Origin of the sequence: Xinfangfangia pollutisoli, assembly GCF_020179405.1 — a bacterium.
Lineage (GTDB): Bacteria > Pseudomonadota > Alphaproteobacteria > Rhodobacterales > Rhodobacteraceae > Pseudogemmobacter > Pseudogemmobacter pollutisoli.
This window is the reverse complement of record NZ_JAICBZ010000020.1, coordinates 1-16,857: the sequence shown is the minus strand read 5'-3', so window position 1 is coordinate 16,857 and position 16,857 is coordinate 1. Positions and strand designations below refer to the sequence as shown.

The window sequence follows — 16,857 nt, the reverse complement described above, 5'->3', positions numbered from 1 at the left end:
CGGGCGGCAGTGTGCCGGCGCAAGAAAGACCCAGAAGGGGGGGATTCCGTCATGCCTGTCGATGCGCCTGCCGCCTCGCATGAAGACGAGGATTGGGAACCCTTCGGCCGGCCGCTGTTCGGCGATCCCTCGGTGCGGGCCCTGTCGCGGGTGGGCGTCGTCGATGTGGGCTCGAACTCGGTGCGGATGGTGGTCTTCGATGGCGCCGCGCGCAGCCCCGCCTATTTTTACAATGAAAAGATCATGTGCGGTCTGGGCAAGGGCATGGCCGAAACCGGCCATCTGAACCCCGAAGGCCGCACCCGCGCCCTGTTGGCGCTGAAGCGGTTTTCGCTTCTTGCCCGCGGCATGGGAATCGACCCGCTGACGGTCGTGGCCACCGCCGCCACGCGTGAGGCGCTGGACGGGCCGGCGTTTCAGGACGAAGTCACCCAGACGACCGGCCTGAAGCTGCATGTGATCGATGGCGAGGAAGAGGCGCGGCTGTCGGCGCAGGGGGTGCTGCTGGGCTGGCCCGATGCCAAGGGCGTGGTCTGCGACATCGGCGGCAACTCGATGGAACTGGCGCGGATCGGCGATGGCCAGGTCGGACGCAGGATCTCGACCCCGCTTGGGCCCTTCCGGCTGTTGCAGATGGAGGGCGGGCCGAAGAAGCGGCAGGCCCATATCAGCACGCTTCTGCGCGCGGCGCAGGCGCAGCTGAAGGCCAAGGGCGAGCGGATCTATCTGGTCGGCGGCTCGTGGCGGGTGATCGCCCGGCTGGATATGGAGCGGCGCAACTATCCGCTGCTGGTCTTGCATGAATACCGGATGACCCCGGAAAGCCTGCTGGACACGCTGGACTGGATCGCCGCCTCGGACCTGGCGCTGCTGCGCGCCCGCACCGGCACCTCGCCCGAGCGGATGGAACTGGTGCCGCTGGCCTGCGAAGTGCTGCGCGAGATCGTGACGCAGCTGAAACCCTCGGAAATCGACGTCTCGGCCTATGGGATCCGCGAGGGGCTGCTGTATGAGCAGATGCCGGAAAAGCTGCGCGCCCGCGATCCGCTGATCGAGGCGGCCCGGGTGACCGAACAGACCCAGGCGCGGATCCCGGGCTTTGGCCGCAAGCTGTACGATTTCCTGCTGCCGCTGTTCAAATCCGCCCCGCCGGATCGGCAGCGGCTGATCAAGGCGGCCTGCCTGTTGCATGACACGACCTGGCGCGCCCATCCCGATTACCGGGCCGAGGCCTGTTTCGACAATGCGACCCGCGCCAATCTGGGAGGCCTGGATCATCCCGGCCGGGTCTTCCTGGGGCTGGCGCTGCTGCATCGCTACAAGAACAGCCGCTCGGGCAGCCGGATGGAGGCGATCTTCCGCCTGCTTTCGGAAGAGGACATCCGCCAGGCCGAAGTGCTGGGCAAGGCGATGCGCTTTGGCGCCATGTTCTCGGTCGGCGATCCGGCGCGGGCGGGGGAACTCAGCTGGCAGCCGCGCAAGAAGGTGCTGGGGCTGCGCCTGACCGAAGAGGGCGTGGGGCTGTTCGGCGAAGTGGCGCAGGCGCGCTTTGCCTCGCTGGCGCTGGCGCTGAAGGCGCAGACCAAGGTCACGCTGGGCAAGTCCGTGTGATGGGCTGGGCCGCGTGATGGATTGGGCCTTCGACCACTTCGCCATTGCCGCCGAAAGCCTGGCCGACGGCGTGGCGCGGGTGGAACAGGCCTTGGGCGTGCCGCTGGCCGGCGGCGGGGCGCATCCGTTGATGGGCACGCATAACCGGCTGCTGGGGCTGGGCGATCTGTATCTTGAGGTGATCGCGATCGACCCCGCGGCCCCGGCGCCCGGCCGGCCGCGCTGGTTCGACCTGGACCGTTTCGCCGGCCCGCCCCGGATCACCAACTGGATCGCGCGCTGCGACGATCTGGCCGCGGCGCTGGCCAAGGCGCCGCCGGGCAGCGGCACGGCCCTGTCGCTGACCCGCGGCGATCTGCGCTGGCAGATGGCGGTGCCCGAGACGGGGCTTCTGCCCTTTGACGATGCTTTCCCGGCGCTGATCTGCTGGCAGGGCAAGCTGCATCCGGTGCAGATGCTGCCCGACAGCGGCCTGCGGCTGCAGCGGCTGGAGATCGCCCATCCCGAGGCCGCAGCGCTGGCCCGGGCGCTGGAGGGCCGGATTGCCGACCCGCGCGTGGTGGTGGTGCAGGGCCCGCACAAGGCGATGCGCGCCACTTTCGACGGCCCGCAGGGGCGCCGCGTGCTGGAATGATCCGCCCCGCGACCTTTGCCGATGCCGCGGCCCTGGCCGATCTGTGGAACCCCTGGATCACCGGGACCGCGATCACCTTCAACTCGGTGCCGAAATCGCCCGAGGACATCGCCGCGATGATCGAGGCCCGCCAGGCGGCGGGGCATGCGTTTCTGGTGGCCGAAGACCGCGAGGGCGGGCTTGCGGGCTTTGCCAGCTATGCGCAGTTCCGCGGCGGCGCGGGCTATGCGCGCTGCATGGAGCATTCGGTGATCCTGGCGCCGGGCGCGCGCGGGCACGGCCTGGGGCGGGCGCTGATGCAGGCGGTCGAGGCGCATGCCCGCGCCGCGGGGGCGCATCTGATGGTTGCCGCCGTGTCGGGCGAAAACCCCGATGGCCGCGCCTTTCACGAAAGGCTGGGCTACCGGCTGGTTGGGACGGTGCCCGGCGCGGGCTGGAAATTCGGCCGCTCCATGGATCTGTGGCTGCTGTCGAAAGCGCTTTAGGCGGCGGCTGGGCGCGTCAACGTCCGCGTGATCGGGCTGAAATGCGGCCCTTGCGGCCCGTGACAGTGCCTGCCCGCCCGCCTATGATTTCGCCGTCATGTCGATCTGGACCCGCATCTCTGCCGCCCTTGCGGCACTTGCCAATGGCGAGCCGCTTTCGGTGGTGTTCGACCGGCTGCGCGGCGCATCCGTGCCCGAGCAGTCGGTGGGCTTCACCATCGCCATCCTGGCGCTGGGGGCCAAGATGGCCAAGGCCGATGGCGAGGTCAGCCGTGCCGAGGTGACGGCCTTTCGCCGCATCTTCACCCTGCCGCCCGAGGAAGAGGCGCATGCAGCCCTGGTTTTCAACCTGGCCCGGCAGGATGTGGCGGGCTTTGACGCCTATGCGCGCAAGATCGCGGCGCTGTTCAATCCGCAGGGCGCGAAGATCTGCGCAGACAGCCATTCGCTGCTGATCGACATCCTGGAAGGGCTGTTCACCATCGCCTTGGCCGATGGGTCCTATCACGAGGTCGAAGACGCCTTTCTGGCCCATGTGGCGCAGATCTTCGGTCTGGACGAGCCCTGTTTCCGCGCCGTCCGCGCCCGCCTGGTCGAGGGCGCGCCGCGCGACCCCTATGATGTGCTTGGCATTCCGCGCGACGCTTCGCTGGCGCAGGCCCGGGCCGCCTGGCGCGCGCTGGTCAAGGACAGCCATCCCGATGCGATGGTGGCCCGCGGCGTGCCGCCCGAGGCGCTGAAACTGGCCGAGCGGCGGCTGATGCTGGTCAACACCGCCTGGCGCGAGATCGAGGCGCGCGAGGCGGCATGACCGATGCGGCCGCGCCTGTCCCCCGACCCGCGCGGCCGCTGCGTCTGGCGACCTACAATGTCGAATGGTTCAATGCGCTGTTCGACGATCGCGGCCGGCCCTGGGACGATGCCGAACCCTCGGCCCGCTACCAGATCACCCGGGCGCAGCAGCTGGGCGCGCTGGGGATCGTGTTCTCGGCGCTGGATGCCGATGGGGTGATGGTGATCGAGGCGCCCGACACCAATTCCCGCCGCTCGACCGTGACGGCCTTGCAGAATTTCGCCGGGATGTTCGGATTGCGGACAAGGGCGGTGATCCACGGCTTTTCCTCGGAAACCGAGCAGGAGATTGCCTTCCTCTACGATCCCGACCGTCTGGTGGCCGAACATGCGCCGCTGGGCCCGCCCGCCACCACCGCGGGCCTGACCCAAAGCCCCGGCGTGCCGCGCTTTGACACCGCCTTCCGCTACGATCTGGACACCGACACCGCGCCGGAACTGATCCGCTTCTCCAAGCCGCCGCTGGAACTGGCCATCACCACCTCGGCCGGGCTGCGGCTGCGGCTGATCGGGGTGCATGCCAAATCCAAGGCCCCGCATGGCGCCGGCACGCCAGACCAGATCATGCGCCTGTCGATCGAGAACCGGCGCAAGCAGCTGGCGCAATGCATCTGGATCCGGGCGCGGGTGCAGGAACAGCTGGCGCGCGGCGACAGTCTGATCGTGATGGGCGATTTCAACGACGGGCCGGGCCTGGATGAATATGAACGGCTTTTCGGCCATTCCGGGGTGGAAATCGTGCTGGGAACCGAGGCCGAGCCGAAGCTGCGCCTGACCGATCCGCATGCGGCGATGGCCTTGCAAAGCCGGGTGGCGATGGCGCCGACGACGGCGCGCTTCTGGCATGGGCCGAAGAAACGCTGGTTCGAGGCGCTGCTGGATTTCGTCATGGTCTCGCCCGATCTGGCGGCGCGGGCGCCGGACTGGCGGATCTGGCATCCGTTCAACGACCCGTCCTGCGCTGCCGTGCCCGAATTGCGCGAGGCGCTGCTCCAGGCCTCGGATCATTTCCCGGTCAGCGTGGATCTGCCGGGGCTTTAGGACCGGCGGTGTCGTGATTTGCGCCCGTTGCACAGCGTGCCCATATTGGGGGCAAGCGATGTGAACGTGTCAGAGGGAATGCCCATGCCGAAACCCTTTTCCGCCCGACAGGCCCGGACCGGCCGCACCTCCCGCCTGCCGCGCGCCGGGGGGCTGGCGCGGGTCGGCCTGACCTCGGCCCTGGCGGTTGCCGCCGCGCTGAGCGTCACCTTGCCCGCGCCCCTGCCGGCCCGCGCCGAAAGCGCGGCGCCCGAACTGCCGGCCGAGGAGGGCGGCGAAGAGGGGGCAGGTCCGGCCGAGATCGGAAGCTCGCTTTTCGAACAGGGGGCGAAGCTGATGTTGCGCGGGCTGATGGAAGAGATGGACCCCGCCCTGGGCCAGATGCAGGGCGCGCTGGATGCGATCGGCCCGGCAATGGAAGAGCTGGGCCCGCGGCTGAAGGAATTGGCCGCGCTGATGGGCGATGTCGGGAATTACGAAGCGCCCGAGCGGCTGCCGAATGGCGATATCCTGATCCGCCGCAAGCCCGACGCCCCGCCGGCGCCCGCCCTGCCGGACGAGAAGTTCACCCCCGCCCATCCCGGCCCGAAAGGCGAGATCGACCTGTAAGCCGGAAGGCGGCTGCGGGCGAAGACCCCGAATTTTCGACGAAAATTCGGGGTCCAGGGGTCACGCCGCCGGGCGCAGCAGATCGAGGATCTCTTTCGCCGCCGCCGGAATATTGGTTCCCGGCCCGAAGATCGCCTTCACCCCGGCCGCTTTCAGGAAATCGTAATCCTGCTGCGGAATGACGCCGCCGCAGATCACGATGATATCCTCGGCGCCCTTTTCCTTCAGCGCCTCGATCAGCTTCGGCGCCAGGGTCTTGTGCCCGGCAGCCTGGCTGGAAATGCCGACGACATGCACGTCATTGTCGATCGCATCCTGTGCCGCTTCCTCGGGCGTCTGGAACAGGGGCCCCACATCGACGTCAAAGCCGATATCGGCAAAGGCGGTGGCGATCACCTTGGCGCCGCGATCGTGCCCGTCCTGGCCCATCTTGACCACCAGCATGCGCGGCCGCCGGCCCTCGGCCTCGGCAAAGGCCTCGACATCCTTCTGGATCTGGGCAAAGCCCGCGTCGCCCTCATAGGCCGCGCCATAGACGCCGGCCAATGTCTTCACCTCGGCCCGATGCCGGCCAAACACCTTTTCCATAGCGTCCGAGATCTCCCCGACCGAAGCCCGCGCCCGGGCTGCCGCCACCGCGGCTTCCAGAAGATTGCCGCCCTCGCTGGCGCGGCGGGTCAGTTCCGCCAGCGCCGCCGCACAGGCGCCCTCATCGCGCGCGGCGCGCGTGGCCTGCAGCCGCGCGATCTGCGCCTCGCGCACCTTGACATTGTCAATATCCAGGATGTCGATCGGGTCCTGCTTCGCCAGCCGATATTTGTTGACCCCGACGATCACCTCTTCGCCACGGTCGATCATCGCCTGGCGCCGCGCCGCGGTTTCCTCGATCCGCAGCTTCGGCATGCCCGAGGCCACGGCCTTGGTCATGCCGCCCATCGCCTCGACCTCCTCGATCAGCGCCCAGGCCTTTTCGGCCAGCTCCGCCGTCAGGCTTTCGACGTAATAGGACCCCGCCAGCGGATCGACGACATGGGTGATCCCGGTTTCCTCTTGCAAGATCAGCTGGGTGTTCCGGGCGATCCGGGCGCTGAATTCCGTGGGCAGGGCAATGGCTTCGTCCAGTGCATTGGTGTGCAGTGACTGCGTGCCGCCCAGGGCCGCCGCCATCGCCTCATACGCGGTGCGGATCACGTTGTTATAGGGGTCCTGTTCCTGCAAGCTGACGCCCGAGGTCTGGCAATGGGTGCGCAACATCAGGCTGCCGGTCTTCTTCGGATCAAACTCCTTCATGATCCGCGTCCACAATTGCCGCGCCGCCCGCAGCTTGGCCGCTTCCATGAAGAAATTCATGCCAATCGCGAAGAAGAAGCTCAGCCGCCCGGCGAAATCGTCGACATTCATGCCGGCATTGATCGCCGCGCGCACATATTCGCGCCCGTCGGCCAGCGTATAGGCCAGTTCCTGCACCAGGTTCGCGCCGGCTTCCTGCATGTGATAGCCAGAAATCGAGATCGAGTTGAACTTGGGCATCTCTTTCGAGGTGTATTCGATGATGTCGGCGATGATCCGCATGGAGGGTTCGGGCGGATAGATATAGGTGTTCCGCACCATGAACTCTTTCAGGATGTCGTTCTGGATCGTGCCCGACAACAGGCTGCGATCGACGCCCTGTTCCTCGCCCGTGACGATGAAATTCGCCAGGATCGGGATCACGGCGCCGTTCATGGTCATGGAAACGCTGATCTTTTCCAGCGGGATCCCGTCGAACAGGATCTTCATGTCCTCGACCGAGTCGATGGCCACGCCCGCCTTGCCCACATCGCCCACGACGCGGGGATGGTCGCTGTCATAGCCGCGGTGCGTGGCCAGATCGAAGGCCACCGAAACCCCCTGCTGCCCGGCGGCCAGCGCCTTGCGGTAGAAGGCGTTCGATTCCTCGGCGGTCGAAAAGCCGGCATATTGCCGGATCGTCCAGGGCCGGCCGGCATACATCGTCGCCCGCACGCCGCGGGTAAAGGGCGCCACGCCCGGCACCTCGCCGATCTGCGGCAGCCCGTCCAGATCCTCGGCCGTGTACAGCGGCTTGACCGCGATGCCTTCCAGCGTGTTCCAGGTCAGGCTCTCGGGCGAGGCGCCCTTGAGTTCCTTGGTGGCCAGCGCCTCCCAAACCTTCTTGTCCGCCATGATCAACCCCTCGCTTTGCCGCAGGCCGCGGCCCTTCGGCGCTTGGGCTTTGCCGCGGTCTGCCCTATATCGAAGGCATGAAGTGCCGCTTGCATCGCCGTTCCCTTATCCTTGTCGCGGCACTTTGGCCGCTGAGCCGCGCCGTGGGGGCCGAAACCCCCGAAGCCGCCCCCTTCGCCCCCGTTCCTGCCGCGCAGGTGGTGGAGGCCGATCTTCTGTTCCTGCGTCGCCCGGTCGCGGTTTTCGCCGACAGTCCGAACGACCCGAATTTCACCCGCCAGATGGAGCTTCTGGCGCGGTATTACGACGATCTGGCCGCGCGCGACGTGATCCTGATCATCGACACCGATCCGGCCGCCATGTCCGACCTGCGACGCAAGCTGCGGCCGCGGGGCTTTTCGCTGGTCCTGATGGACAAGGACTGGAAACCCTCGATCCGCAAGCCGCTGCCCTGGGACGGGCGCGAGATCATCAATTCCATCGACAAGATGCCGATCGCGCGCAGCGAGGCGCTGGAGAAGAACCCCGCCGGGCGGTGACGCGGAGTTTTCGAAAACTCCGCGCCGGAGCCTTCAAAGGCTCCGGTCCGATTTCTTCGAAGAAATCGGCGCGGCGCTTGCCCCATCATTCGAACTCCATGATCACATCGTCGACCTTCAGGCTTTCGCCGGCCTTGGCCTTGATCTTCTTCACCACGCCGCGGCGTTCGGCCTTGAGGATGTTCTCCATCTTCATCGCTTCCACCGTGGCCAGGGCCTGGCCTTCCTGAACCTCCTGGCCTTCCTCGACCGCCAGTTTCACCACCAGGCCGGGCATCGGGCACAGCAGGTATTTCGAGGTGTCGGGCGGCAGTTTTTCCAGCATATGGCCGGCCAGAGCCTTCTGCCGCGGGCTTTGCACATGCACTTTCAGATCCGCGCCGCGCAGCCGCATGCGGAAGCCCATCGGGATCTTGCCGACCTTGATCGCCATATCCTCGGCGCCCACCGTCAGCTTGGCCAGGGGCTGGCCCGGCACCCAGTCGCTTTCCACCCGCAGCGCCTGCCCATCCTCGAAGACCACGGTCGAGCCCTCGGGATCGGCCTTGATCTTCACCGCGAAGGCCTGGCCCTGCAGCGTCACCACCCAATCGTCGCCGACCCGGCGCGAATGGTTGTCCATCGTGCCCGAAATCCGGGTGCGCCGGATTTCCGCCACCCGGTTCATCGCCGCCGCCGCCGCCGCGACCCGGCACAGCTGGGCCTCGTCCAGCACCGCGCCCTGGAAGCCGTCGGGATATTCCTCGGCGATGAAGGCGGTGGTGATGTTGCCACTGGTAAAACGCGGATGATCCATCACGGCGCCCACGAAGGGCAGGTTATGGCCGATGCCTTCCACCTCGAACGTGTCGAGCGCGAGCCGCATCTCTTCGATCGCGGCGGCGCGGTCCTTGCCCCAGGTGCACAGCTTGGCGATCATCGGGTCGTAGAACATGCTGATCTCGCCGCCCTCATAGACGCCGGTATCGTTGCGCACGATGCCGCCGCGGGGCGTTTCGCCCTCGACCGGCGGGCGGTAGCGGGTCAGCCGGCCGATCGAGGGCAGGAAGTTGCGATAGGGGTCTTCGGCGTAAAGCCGGCTTTCCATCGCCCAGCCGTTGATCTTCAGGTCCGATTGCGCGAAGGGCAGCTTCTCGCCATAGGCGACGCGGATCATCTGTTCCACCAGATCGACGCCGGTAATCAGTTCCGTCACCGGATGTTCGACCTGCAGGCGGGTGTTCATTTCCAGGAAATAGAAGTTCCGGCTGCCATCGACGATGAACTCCACCGTGCCGGCGCTGGTATAGCCCACGGCCTTCGCCAGGGCGCAGGCCTGCTCGCCCATCGCCTTGCGGGTCGCTTCGTCCAGGAAGGGCGAGGGCGCCTCTTCGATAACCTTCTGATTGCGGCGCTGGATCGAGCATTCGCGTTCATGCAGATAGACGCAATTGCCGTGCTTGTCGGCCAGGACCTGGATCTCGATATGGCGCGGCTGGGTCACGAATTTCTCGATGAAGATCCGGTCGTCGCCGAAAGACGCCGCCGCCTCGTTCTTCGAGGATTGAAAGCCTTCGCGTGCCTCGGCCTCGTTCCAGGCGATGCGCATGCCCTTGCCGCCGCCGCCCGCGCTGGCCTTGATCATCACCGGATAGCCGATTTCCGCCGAGATCTTCGCTGCCTCGTCGGCATCGGCGATCAGGCCCATATAGCCCGGAACGGTCGAAACCCCGGCCTCCTGCGCCAGTTTCTTCGAGGTGATCTTGTCACCCATGGCTTCGATGGCGGGCGAGGGCGGCCCGATGAAGACCACGCCCTCGGCTTCCAGGGCGGCCGCGAAATCGCGCCGCTCGGACAGGAAGCCATAGCCCGGATGCACGGCCTCGGCGCCGGTCTGGCGGATGGCTTCCATGATCTTGTCGATGACAATATACGACTGCGCGGCCGGGGGCGGGCCAATATGCACGGCCTCGTCGGCCATCTTCACATGCAGCGCATTGCGGTCGGCATCGGAATAGACCGCCACCGTCTTGATGCCCATCTTGCGCGCCGATTTGATCACGCGGCAGGCGATCTCGCCCCGGTTGGCGATCAGGATCTTCTTGAACATGGCTCCCCCTCAGGTCTTTGCCCGGGCCAACGGGCGAATGAAAAAAGGGGCCGGCCGGGCTTGTCAGCCCGGGCGACCCCGTGGGTGTGGCTTTGGAACCGCCCGCAGGCGGCGGTCAGATCAGTAGCGCGATTGGCAGGGCGGCAGGCCCAGCTCAATGCCGCAGCTTGCAACGCCGGCCAGGCCGCCGATGACGGCGCCGGTGACCATGTCATTGTCGGTGACATCGGCAAGCAGCGCGCCGGTTGCGGCGCCGGCCAGGCCGCGCGAAGTCGGGTCCTGCATGCAGCCGGCAAGCGGCGCGGTGAGAAGGGCGAAAAGAAGAACGGTCTTGCGCATGATGAACTGCCTCGTTTCGTGGTTGTTATTGCGCCAGAGTCTAGCGCAAAGCACCGCGAATCCAAAGGCTTTCCGTGCCCGATCACAAAATCGGCAGCAATCTGCCAGCCCTGTGCCGCGGCGCCCCGGAAGGGCGACCCGACCCGCAGGGGGACGGATCGCCGAGAGGAAGAGGGACGTATCGCAAGGCTCTGTGCGCCCGGCAGGGACGGGCCGGCCGACAGATGGCCAGACTGGCGCGCCGCGCGCCGCCCCGCAAGCCGCAAGCGGGCGCCGGTCGGGCGCTCGGCAAAGGCCTGCCGGAACGGGGCTGCGCGCGGCGGGATCATGCCTGATCCTCGTCGTCGTCATCGCCCCAGTCGAAGGCCGGCGCATCGGCCGGCGGATCGAAGACCTCGGGGAAAGCGGCGCGCGCGCGCGCCACGTCGATCTTCAGCAGCGCCTCATAGGAGCTGGGATCGAAGGGATCCTCGGCCGGTACGACCTCGCGGCCGAACAGCCAGGACAACCTGCCAGCGTCAAGATTGCCGCGTTCGAACGGGTCTTCGCCGAAATGCGCCCAAAGCGCCGCCATGAAGGCGGTATCGGCCCGACGGTCCATCGCCTTGCGGTCCTTGAACCGCTCGCGCCGGATGATCTTGGTCGCGCCCTCTTTCAGATTGGCGCGCCGGATGGTGAATTGGAAATCGGTATTGGGCAGCCGCCCGGGAAAACCGCGATGCTTCAGCATGGTCCCACCTGTGTGTAGGGGGCCTGCCGGTCGCGGCACGGGGGGCCCGGCGGACGCGGCCGCCAGGCCCGCGCCGGGTTCTTACTTGTACTTGCCGGTGTAGGTCGGCTCGACGGTGACAGCACCGCTGTCGACAACGACGGGCTCTTCCTTCTTGGCGCAAGCAGCAACCGTGGTGAGAGCCACGAGAGCAACGATAGCGATGGTCCGCATATTAGCCTCCGATACGAATCAATGCGAGTGGCCGCACCATAGAAGCGCGCCCGCACCGGAGCAAACGAGATCGTGAGGCAATGAGCGGCACATTGCTGCGCTGCCGCAAGAAACAGGGCGGGCCCCCGCGCGGCACGCGCCGCGGCCCGCCCCTGGGTATTACTTGTACTTGCCGGTGTAGGTCGGTTCGACCGAAACGGGCTCGTCCACATAGACGACTTCCGCTTCTTTCTTGGCGCAAGCGGCCAGGGCCGCGGCAGCGGCCAGAACCAGGACAAACTGTTTGCTCTTCGACATCCTCGACTCCATCGTTCTTGGTGGGGGGCTGTGACAAGGCCAGGCCCGGACCGCCCCCATTGCGCATGTTCGGCCGCCGATTTGCGGCCTGGGCCGATCATAGCCCAGTTTTCGCCGATTTGACATTGCATGCGGCCCAAGTTGGCCGCCTGTGACTCGGATACATCACGCGCGGGCGAAAGCTGTGAAGATTCAACCAGATGTAGTGTCATCTTCAGAACATCTCCCAGATGCAGGCATCGTCTTTCGGGGCATAGGCCTCGAAAAACTGCACGGCGTCGGGGGCGGGCTCGCCAAAGGGCAGGGCGCGGTCGGCCAGCGAGATCACGATCTGCTGCGGCGCGGGCACGGTGCCGGCGATGCGGGGCAGGGCATAGCTTTCGCACAGCGCCTGCATGTCGGCGGTCCAGGTCTCGGACTCGCCGGCCTTCAGCCCGGGTACGACAAAGCGGAAACGCGCCGTCGCGCCTTCGCTGCCCGGGGCATTGGTGATCACGTCCAGCGCCTGCACCGCGCGCCCCGAGGGCACCGGCACCAGATCGCCGCCCGCCGCGGGGGGCGTCTCTTCGTCGCAGGCGCCCGCGGCCAGCAGAAGGCTGGCAGCGGCGGCGGCGGCAAAGCGGCGAAAGGGCGGCATGGCGCGGGCCTTCAGAGCGGGATGTTGTCGTGCTTCTTCCAGGGGTTCGCCAGCTTCTTGCCCCGCAGCGAGGCAAAGGCGCGGGCGACGCGGCGCCGGGTGGACCGCGGCTGGATCACCTCGTCGATAAAGCCCTTCTCGGCCGCGACGAAGGGATTGGCGAAGCGGTCTTCGTAATCCTTCGTCCGTTCGGCGATCTTGTCCTTGTCGCCCAACTCGCTGCGATACAGGATCTCGACCGCCCCCTTGGCGCCCATCACCGCGATTTCGGCGGTGGGCCATGCATAGTTGAAATCGCCGCGCAGATGCTTGGACGCCATCACGTCATAGGCGCCGCCATAGGCCTTGCGGGTGATCACCGTGACCTTGGGCACCGTCGCCTCGCCATAGGCGAACAGCAGCTTCGCCCCGTGCTTGATGACGCCGCCATATTCCTGGCTGGTGCCCGGCAGGAAGCCCGGCACGTCGACGAAGGTCAGGATCGGAATTTCGAACGCATCGCAGAAGCGCACGAAACGCGCGGCCTTGCGCGACGAGTCGATGTCCAGGCAGCCCGCCAGCACCATCGGCTGATTGGCGACGACGCCGGTGGTCTGGCCCTCGATCCGAATGAAGCCGGTGATGATATTGCCGGCATAATCCTTCTGGATCTCGTAGAAATCACCCTCGTCGGCGACTTTCACGATCAGCTCTTTCATGTCGTAGGGCTGGTTGGGATTGTCGGGGATCAGCGTATCCAGGCTGGATTCTACCCGCGCCGGATCGTCGAAGAACGGCCGCACCGGCGCCTTCTCGCGGTTGTTCAGCGGCAGGAAATCGAACAGTCGGCGAATTTCGACCAGCGCTTCTACGTCGTTTTCAAAGGCGCCATCGGCGACCGAGGATTTCTTGGTATGGGTCGAGGCGCCGCCCAGTTCCTCGGCGGTGACGACTTCATTCGTCACCGTCTTCACCACATCGGGGCCGGTGACGAACATGTAGGAAGAATCCTTCACCATGAAGATGAAGTCGGTCATGGCGGGCGAATAGACCGCGCCGCCCGCGCAGGGGCCCATGATGACCGAAATCTGCGGCACCACGCCCGAGGCCATGATGTTGCGCTGGAACACTTCGGCATAGCCGGCCAGCGAGGCCACGCCTTCCTGGATCCGTGCGCCGCCAGAATCGTTCAGCCCGATCACCGGCGCGCCGTTCTGCATCGCCATGTCCATGATCTTGCAGATCTTCTGGGCGTGGGTTTCCGACAGAGAGCCGCCGAAGACAGTGAAATCCTGGGAAAAGACATAGACCATGCGGCCGTTGATCGTGCCCCAGCCGGTCACCACGCCGTCGCCGGCGGGCCGGTCGGCCTCCATGCCGAAATCGGTGCAGCGATGGGCGACGAACATGTCGAATTCTTCGAAGGAGCCCTCGTCCAGCAAGAGGTCGATCCGTTCGCGTGCGGTCAGTTTGCCCTTGGCATGCTGAGCCTCCACGCGCCGCGCACCGCCCCCGGCCCGCGCCGCGTCCCGGCGGGCCTCAAGCTGGGCCAGAATATCCTTCATCGTCGCCTCCCCCGCTGCCGGGGCCAGATTCTGCCCCGGAAATCAGCGCGACCATAGCGAGGCGGCAGCTTTCGGCAAAGCGGAAAGCGGAAAATTTGCAAATGATTGGCAGAGTTGGTCGTGCGAATTGAATAGTTGCAAATTTGCGCGCCGTCGGGCCGGAGCGGGGCGCGATCCTTCGACGAAGGATCGCTGGCGGATCTTCGTCGAAGATCCGCCCTCGCTCACGCTTCCAGCGCTTCCAATTCGTCGATGAAGCCCGCGATCATCGACAGGCCCTTGTCCCAGAATTTCGGATCGCTGGCATCCAGGCCAAAGGGCGCCAGCAAGTCCTTGTGATGCTTGGACCCGCCGGCCTTCAGCATGTCGAAATACTTCGCCTGGAAGTCGGGCAGCCCGTCGGCATAGGCGGCGTAAAGCGCGTTCACCAGCCCGTCGCCAAAGGCATAGGCGTAGACATAGAAGGGCGAGTGGACGAAATGCGGCACATAGGCCCAGAAGGTCTCGTAGCCATCCATGAAGTCGAAGGCATCGCCCAGCGACTGGGCCTGAACCGACATCCACAGGGCGTTGATGTCGTCGGGGGTCAGTTCGCCCTCGGCCCGGGCGGCATGCAGTTTGCATTCGAAATCGTAGAAGGCGATCTGGCGCACGACCGTGTTGATCATGTCCTCGACCTTGTTGGCGAGAAGGGTCTTCTTCTCGGCCGGGGTCCTGGCCTGATCCAGGAGGCGGCGGAAGGTCAGCATCTCGCCAAAGACCGACGCCGTTTCGGCCAGCGTCAGGGGCGTTGACGACAGCAATTCACCCTGGCCCGCGGCCAGAACCTGATGGACGCCGTGGCCCAGCTCATGCGCCAGCGTCATCACGTCGCGCGGCTTGCCCAGATAGTTCAGCATCACATAGGGATGCACCGTCGTCACCGTCGGATGGGCGAAGGCCCCGGGCGCCTTGCCGGGCTTCACCCCGGCATCGATCCAGCCCTTTTCGAAGAAGGGCCTGGCCAGATCGGCCATATCAGGCGCGAAGGCGGCATAGGCGCCCAGCACCGTCTCTTGCGCCTCGGCCCAGGTCACGGTCTTCGGGGTTTCGATCGGCAGGGGGGCGTTGCGGTCCCAGACCTGCAGCTTTTCCAGCCCCAGCCATTTCGCCTTCAGCCGGTAATAGCGATGCGACAGTTTCGGATAGGCCGCGACCACCGCGTCGCGCAGCGCCTGCACCACCTCGGGCTCGACATGGTTCGCCAGATGGCGCGCGGTCTGCGGCGTCGGCATCTTGCGCCAGCGATCCTGGATTTCCTTTTCCTTGGCCAGCGTGTTGTGGACGCGGGCGAACAGCTTGATATGGCGGTCGAACACCTCGGCCAGCGCCCGCGCCGCGGCCTCGCGCTTGGTGCGCGCGGGGTCGGTCAGCAGGTTCAGCGTGGCTTCCAGGTTCAGCTCTTCCGCTTCACCCGCGACCGTGAACATCAGCCCGGCCATGGTTTCGTCGAACAGCTTGTTCCAGGCGCTGGCGCCGACGACCGAGCTGTCATGCAGGAAGCGCTCCATCTCGTCCGACAGCTGATGCGGCCGCATCGCGCGCAGGCGGTCGAAGACCGGCTTGTAGCGCGCCAGATCGGCATTCGCCGCCAGAAGCCGCGCCAGATGGTCGTCGTCCAGCCGGTTGAATTCCAGGGACCAGAACACCAGGGGCGTGGTGAATTCGGTCACTTTGCCTTCGGCATCGGCCATGAACTTGGCGCGCTCGCTGTCCATGGTGTTCTGGTAATAGCGCAGGCCCGCATAGGACATGATCCGCCCGGCGGTGATGTCGATCTGTTCGTAGTCCTGCACCGCCTTCAGCAGGCCCGCGGCATCCAGCGTGGCCAGCTTGCCTTCGTAACCGGCGGCGAAATCGGCGCAGGCCTGTTCCAGCCAGTCCATGTCGCGGGCGAATTCCGGCGCATCGGGGGCGGGATAAAGGTCGCGCAGGTCCCAGTCGGGCAGGGCGCCGAACGCTCCGGCCGAGGCATTGGCATCGAAGACGGGGCGGGGAAGCGGCAGGGGCATGGCGGACCTTTCATGTCGGACGGTTGTTATCTAGGCGCGCGGGGGGCGGCTGCGCAAGGCGCGCGGGTATTGCACGCATTCTTAGCGATTGCCGTCATAATGGGCGCGGGGCCAGGCGCAGGCGGCACGGCGCGCCCGCGCGGCCCCAGATCCGCGTGCAGATCGCGCTGCATTGCAGCATGATCGCCGCGGGAGGCCGGGATCGCAGCGAGGATGCCATGATCGAACTTGCCTTCATCGCCTGTCTGTCGGCCGAGCCTTCGGCCTGCGAAAGAAAAAGCCTGGTCTTCGACGATGTCTCGGCGATGACCTGCCTTATGGGCGCCCAGCCCGTGCTGGCCGACTGGATCGGCACCCACCCGCAATGGCGCATTGCCCGCTGGTCCTGCCAAAGCCTGCGCGCGGGCGGGCAAGAGGCCTAGGGCGCCGGGCCCTCGGGCGCGGCCAGCAGCGCGCGCAGGCTGTCCAGCGTGTCGATTTCCGCGACGGGCTTGTCGCGGCGCCAGCGCAGCATCCGCGGAAAGCGCAGGGCGATGCCCGACTTGTGCCGCGGGCTGGCGGCCATGCCTTCAAAACCCAGCTCGAACACCAGTTCCGGCGGCACCCTCCGCACCGGGCCGAAGCGTTCGAGCGTATGGGCCTGCACCCAGCGGGTGATCTCGGCGAATTCGGCATCGGTCAGGCCGGAATAGGCCTTGGCAAAGGGCACCAGCGCCTCGCCATCGCGGACGGCAAAGGTGAAATCGGTGAACAGCGCGGCGCGGCGGCCATGGCCCGCCTGAGCGTAAAGCATCACCGCATCGACCGTGTAGGGGTCGAGCTTCCATTTCCACCAATCGCCCCGCTTGCGCCCGGTGAAATAGGGGCTGGCGGCGCGTTTCAGCATCAGCCCCTCGGCCAGATTCGCCCGCGCTGTGGCGCGCAGGTCAGCCAGCGCGGCCCAGTCGGTCACCGGCAGCAGCGGCGAGGCGCCCAGCGGCAGGCCGCGCGGCAGCCGGGCCA

General features: G+C 66.4%; 18 protein-coding genes. 8 read left to right on the top strand and 10 right to left on the bottom strand.

All coding sequences use genetic code 11. The features are described 5' to 3' along the window. The first annotated feature begins 51 nt into the window (after positions 1 to 51). The 6 genes from K1Y73_RS08480 to K1Y73_RS08455 all read left to right on the top strand — a co-directional run bounded on the left by K1Y73_RS08480 (position 52) and on the right by K1Y73_RS08455 (position 5,232). Positions 52 to 1,611: a Ppx/GppA family phosphatase gene (locus K1Y73_RS08480; protein WP_225027855.1), complete on the top strand. Its 1,560-nt coding sequence runs from the start codon at positions 52 to 54 to the stop codon at positions 1,609 to 1,611. A gap of 16 nt (positions 1,612 to 1,627) precedes the next feature. Next, positions 1,628 to 2,245: a VOC family protein gene (locus tag K1Y73_RS08475; RefSeq protein ID WP_225027854.1), complete on the top strand. Its 618-nt coding sequence runs from the start codon at positions 1,628 to 1,630 to the stop codon at positions 2,243 to 2,245. Then, positions 2,242 to 2,730, top strand: a complete 489-nt coding sequence (locus K1Y73_RS08470) for a GNAT family N-acetyltransferase (RefSeq protein ID WP_225027853.1) — start codon at positions 2,242 to 2,244, stop codon at positions 2,728 to 2,730. The genes K1Y73_RS08475 and K1Y73_RS08470 overlap by 4 nt, the downstream gene beginning before the upstream one ends. 97 nt (positions 2,731 to 2,827) lie before the next feature. Then, positions 2,828 to 3,541 (top strand): molecular chaperone DjiA, encoded by a 714-nt coding sequence (locus K1Y73_RS08465; protein WP_225027852.1) that lies wholly within the window; start codon positions 2,828 to 2,830, stop codon positions 3,539 to 3,541. Then, entirely contained in the window at positions 3,538 to 4,623 is a 1,086-nt protein-coding gene (locus K1Y73_RS08460) for an endonuclease/exonuclease/phosphatase family protein (RefSeq protein ID WP_225027851.1), read from the top strand. The genes K1Y73_RS08465 and K1Y73_RS08460 overlap by 4 nt, the downstream gene beginning before the upstream one ends. An 84-nt stretch (positions 4,624 to 4,707) precedes the next feature. Next, positions 4,708 to 5,232, top strand: coding sequence for a hypothetical protein (locus K1Y73_RS08455; RefSeq protein ID WP_225027850.1), 525 nt, complete (start codon positions 4,708 to 4,710; stop codon positions 5,230 to 5,232). Positions 5,233 to 5,292: 60 nt separating this feature from the next. Here K1Y73_RS08455 and scpA read toward each other — a convergent pair whose 3' ends face one another. Then, positions 5,293 to 7,416, bottom strand: coding sequence for a methylmalonyl-CoA mutase (gene scpA, locus K1Y73_RS08450; RefSeq protein WP_225027849.1), 2,124 nt, complete (start codon positions 7,414 to 7,416; stop codon positions 5,293 to 5,295). An 89-nt stretch (positions 7,417 to 7,505) separates the two neighbouring features. On the opposite strand from scpA, the gene K1Y73_RS08445 reads away from it, so the two are divergent. Further along, complete coding sequence (locus K1Y73_RS08445; protein WP_225027848.1) at positions 7,506 to 7,955, top strand: DUF4174 domain-containing protein; 450 nt, start codon at positions 7,506 to 7,508, stop codon at positions 7,953 to 7,955. A gap of 85 nt (positions 7,956 to 8,040) precedes the next feature. Here the strand turns inward: K1Y73_RS08445 and K1Y73_RS08440 are convergent, their stop codons facing one another. The 8 genes from K1Y73_RS08440 to K1Y73_RS08410 form a co-directional block, all read right to left on the bottom strand. Continuing rightward, positions 8,041 to 10,044 carry an acetyl-CoA carboxylase biotin carboxylase subunit gene (locus K1Y73_RS08440; RefSeq protein ID WP_225027847.1) on the bottom strand — a complete coding sequence of 668 codons (2,004 nt, stop codon included), beginning with the start codon at positions 10,042 to 10,044 and terminating at the stop codon, positions 8,041 to 8,043. A gap of 120 nt (positions 10,045 to 10,164) precedes the next feature. Continuing rightward, positions 10,165 to 10,383, bottom strand: a complete 219-nt coding sequence (locus K1Y73_RS08435; RefSeq protein ID WP_225027846.1) for a hypothetical protein — start codon at positions 10,381 to 10,383, stop codon at positions 10,165 to 10,167. Positions 10,384 to 10,708: 325 nt separating this feature from the next. After that, the gene (locus K1Y73_RS08430; protein WP_225027845.1) at positions 10,709 to 11,113 is read right to left on the bottom strand and encodes a hypothetical protein; all 405 of its coding nucleotides are present in this window, start codon (positions 11,111 to 11,113) and stop codon (positions 10,709 to 10,711) included. A gap of 81 nt (positions 11,114 to 11,194) precedes the next feature. Beyond that, the gene (locus K1Y73_RS22015; RefSeq protein WP_263626563.1) at positions 11,195 to 11,326 is read right to left on the bottom strand and encodes a hypothetical protein; all 132 of its coding nucleotides are present in this window, start codon (positions 11,324 to 11,326) and stop codon (positions 11,195 to 11,197) included. Positions 11,327 to 11,485: 159 nt separating this feature from the next. After that, positions 11,486 to 11,623, bottom strand: a complete 138-nt coding sequence (locus K1Y73_RS08425) for a hypothetical protein (protein ID WP_225027844.1) — start codon at positions 11,621 to 11,623, stop codon at positions 11,486 to 11,488. A 214-nt stretch (positions 11,624 to 11,837) separates the two neighbouring features. Continuing rightward, positions 11,838 to 12,260, bottom strand: coding sequence for a DUF6497 family protein (locus tag K1Y73_RS08420; RefSeq protein WP_225027843.1), 423 nt, complete (start codon positions 12,258 to 12,260; stop codon positions 11,838 to 11,840). An 11-nt stretch (positions 12,261 to 12,271) separates the two neighbouring features. Then, complete coding sequence (locus K1Y73_RS08415; RefSeq protein WP_225027842.1) at positions 12,272 to 13,804, bottom strand: acyl-CoA carboxylase subunit beta; 1,533 nt, start codon at positions 13,802 to 13,804, stop codon at positions 12,272 to 12,274. Between the two features lie 224 nt (positions 13,805 to 14,028). Next, positions 14,029 to 15,855, bottom strand: coding sequence for a M3 family oligoendopeptidase (locus tag K1Y73_RS08410; protein ID WP_225027841.1), 1,827 nt, complete (start codon positions 15,853 to 15,855; stop codon positions 14,029 to 14,031). A gap of 218 nt (positions 15,856 to 16,073) precedes the next feature. Here K1Y73_RS08410 and K1Y73_RS08405 point away from each other — a divergent pair, with 218 nt between their 5' ends. Further along, a complete protein-coding gene (locus K1Y73_RS08405; protein WP_225027840.1) occupies positions 16,074 to 16,277 on the top strand; it encodes a hypothetical protein in 204 nt (67 codons plus the stop codon). Here the strand turns inward: K1Y73_RS08405 and K1Y73_RS08400 are convergent. Next, a partial coding sequence (locus tag K1Y73_RS08400) for an ATP dependent DNA ligase (RefSeq protein ID WP_451923580.1) occupies positions 16,274 to 16,857 on the bottom strand: 584 nt, incomplete at its 5' end. The genes K1Y73_RS08405 and K1Y73_RS08400 overlap by 4 nt on opposite strands.